The sequence below is a fragment of the Streptomyces sp. NPDC057654 genome (assembly GCF_042800135.1).
Lineage (GTDB): Bacteria > Actinomycetota > Actinomycetes > Streptomycetales > Streptomycetaceae > Streptomyces.
Genome location: NZ_JBHVHQ010001058.1, coordinates 1 through 2,634 on the forward strand (window position 1 = coordinate 1; position 2,634 = coordinate 2,634).

Consider the following 2,634-nt stretch of genomic DNA (forward strand, 5'->3'; position numbering starts at 1 on the left):
CGCGGCCGGGGAGGGGGGGCCCCCGGCCGCGGCGGTGTCCGAAAGATGACGCTCGGCGCAGGTAAGGTAACGCTTAGTTCTCGCACCTCAACGCCGTTGTCACGGGCGTCAGTTCACGCACGGCACGCCGCCCGCCTTCACCGCGGGACCCGACGTGTCGTCGTCATCGTCCTTCGAGGACTTCGACGAGCCGCTGTCCGAGCCGCTGTCCGACGTGCCGCCGTCCGACTTGGCCGGGAGCTTGTAGTCCTGACCGATCGTGACGCTGACGTGTCCCGCGGGCACCGACGCGCTCGCGACGGGCGCCGCCGTCTTCAGCCGGTCCGCGATCTGCTGCGCGGCCTTCTGCGCGCCGCTGCCGTAGGCGATCGTGGTGTGCGGCTGTGCCGGTGAGTCGCCCGTGGTGCCCTCGGCGTAGCCGAGCTTGACCAGGGCCTGGAGCGCGGCGTCGGCGAGGCCGTTGCCCCCGTTGCCGTTGCGGACGTCGACGGTGCCGGACGCCGCCTTCTCGGGCTTCTTGCTGTCCGAGGAGCCCTTCGAGTCCTTCGAGGCGTCGGCGGTGGCGAACGCCTGCTGGACGATCTTTCTGATCTGCACCGGGTCGACCAGGTTCACGGACTCCTTCTTGCGGGTGCCGAACCCGGTGATGGGCAGGGTGTGGAAGACCACGTTGCCGCCGGTGAGGTTGGGCGCCTGCTGGGCGAAGTCCAGCACGTCCCAGGACTTGTCGAGGACGAGGTCCTTCTTCACGACGTCGAAGAGCCCCTGGAGCTTGCCCAGGTCGCTCCACGCGCCCTGGCCCTTCAGCTCGTGCGTGACCGACGCGATGAACGCCTGCTGGCGGCGGGTGCGGTCCAGGTCGCCGTTGAGCAGTTCGTGACGCTGGCGCACGAAGGCCAGCGCCTGCTTGGCGTTGAGCTTCGAGACCCCCTTGGGGAAGTCCGCGCCCGAGTAGTGGTCCTTCACCGGCTGCTTGAGACAGACCGTGATCGGCTGGAGCACCTTGGCTATGTCGTAGAAGCCGAGCAGATTGACCTCGGCGAAGTGGTCGATCGGCACGTCCAGGAACTTCTGCACCGTGGCCAGCGTCGCCTCCCGCCCGGCCTCCCGGCTCTTGCCCTCCAGCTTCGCGCCCTTCATCCCCTTGGCGGCGAGCCTCTCGTGGGCCCCGGCGTAGGCGTTGGAGTACGCCTCCTTGACCTTGAAGTGGCCTTGGACGGAGCCGTCGCCGTTGTAGGTCTGCACATAGTCGTCGCGGGGTACCGAGAACGCCTGGACCTTGCCGCCGTCCTTCGGTATGTGCATCAGGATCAGCGTGTTGGTGTTGTAGTAGCCGATACTGCTGGATCCGGCGTGCAACTGGTCCTGCACGAACTCCTTGGGCAGGTCCTTGCCGTCCATGTCCTTGCGCGAGTCGAGGCCGATCAGCAGCAGGTTCACCGAGCTGTCGAGGTGCTTGGGCGCGTTCTTCTTGATCGAGTCCAGCGCGTCCGACGTGGTCATGCCGTCGGTCAGCGAGTGGTACGCGTACCAGGTGGTCCCGCAGCCGATCAGCACCACCGCGGAGGCGGCCCAGACCATGGCGCGCGCCGCCAGTACCGTCCGCGGCGGCCGGCCCGTACCGCTCGCAGCGGCGCGGGGGCGGGCGCGGCGGCCGCGGGACCCGTGTTTGTTCGACCCCGAATTCCGGGCCTTGCGCTCCTCAGCCATGTCCGCGCCTCCCACGCCCCAGGCCCGCGAGGCCCCGTACGGCCAGTACCGCCAGCACCGCGCACTCCGCGGCCGCCATCGCCGGGAAACCGGCGACGGCCCAGCGCACCAGGTCGGTGGTGAGCGTCTTGCCGGACGACTCGCCGAGCAGTCCCGCGCCTACCGTCACCGCCGCCACCACCAGCGGGGGCAGTGGCACCACCCACCACAGGGCGCGTCGCCGGGCGGCCAGGACGGTCGCCCAGCCCCCGCCCAGCACGGCCCCGACCGCCAGCGCCCATCCGGGGCCGGAGCCGATCACGCTGTCCGCGGCAGCGCCCAGCAGCGGCGGCACCACCAGGGCGACGCCCACCGCGCCCCGGTTGCCGCTCTTGGCGGCGGGGGCGCCGCCCGCCCGCGCGCGCCCGCGCGATTCGGCCGCCCCGGGGGAGGGGGCCGCTCCGTAGGAGGGGGGCTCGGCCGCGGGGGCGGGCCACTCCTGCGGCGGGTACGGGCCGCCGCGAGCGCTCCGGCGAGCCTGCCCACCGCCTGCTGCTCGTGCCTGTTGTTCTTGCATACGTTCCGCTCTCACCAGTCCGTTCGGCGGTCCACCGGCTTCCCCCCGCCGGCCCGTTCCGGCCATGCCAGAGTTTTCTTCGGCCAGTGAGACGGTCCGCTCGCCGAGTGAGTTGCCTGGTCGCGCAAGCTCGCAAGCGTCTATGACGAGGGCCACACAGAAGGGCCGCGGGCGGGGTCGCTAATATAGTTGCAAGATTGCGCAATTGAGCAACTCGTAGCAACTCGCGGGTTCCGGCGAACCAAGGGGAAGGGGCAGTGGAGTTGTCGCAGGAGCAGCAACCGCCGACCGGGAGCGCCAACCTGCGCATCGGCGCGGCCGTGGCCCAGGTCGAGGGCCTGTACAGCGCCCTGCGCACCACCGCACCC

At 70.6% G+C, this 2,634-nt stretch carries 2 protein-coding genes; both read right to left on the bottom strand.

All coding sequences use genetic code 11. The annotated features are described in order from the left end of the window. Window positions 1-108: 108 nt before the first annotated feature. Complete coding sequence (locus tag ACFU99_RS40330) at window positions 109-1,710, bottom strand: LCP family protein (RefSeq protein ID WP_384402752.1); 1,602 nt, start codon at window positions 1,708-1,710, stop codon at window positions 109-111. Continuing rightward, window positions 1,703-2,266: a DUF6542 domain-containing protein gene (locus tag ACFU99_RS40335; RefSeq protein ID WP_384402755.1), complete on the bottom strand. Its 564-nt coding sequence runs from the start codon at window positions 2,264-2,266 to the stop codon at window positions 1,703-1,705. Before ACFU99_RS40335 ends, ACFU99_RS40330 begins: the two co-directional genes overlap by 8 nt. Window positions 2,267-2,634: the final 368 nt, after the last annotated feature.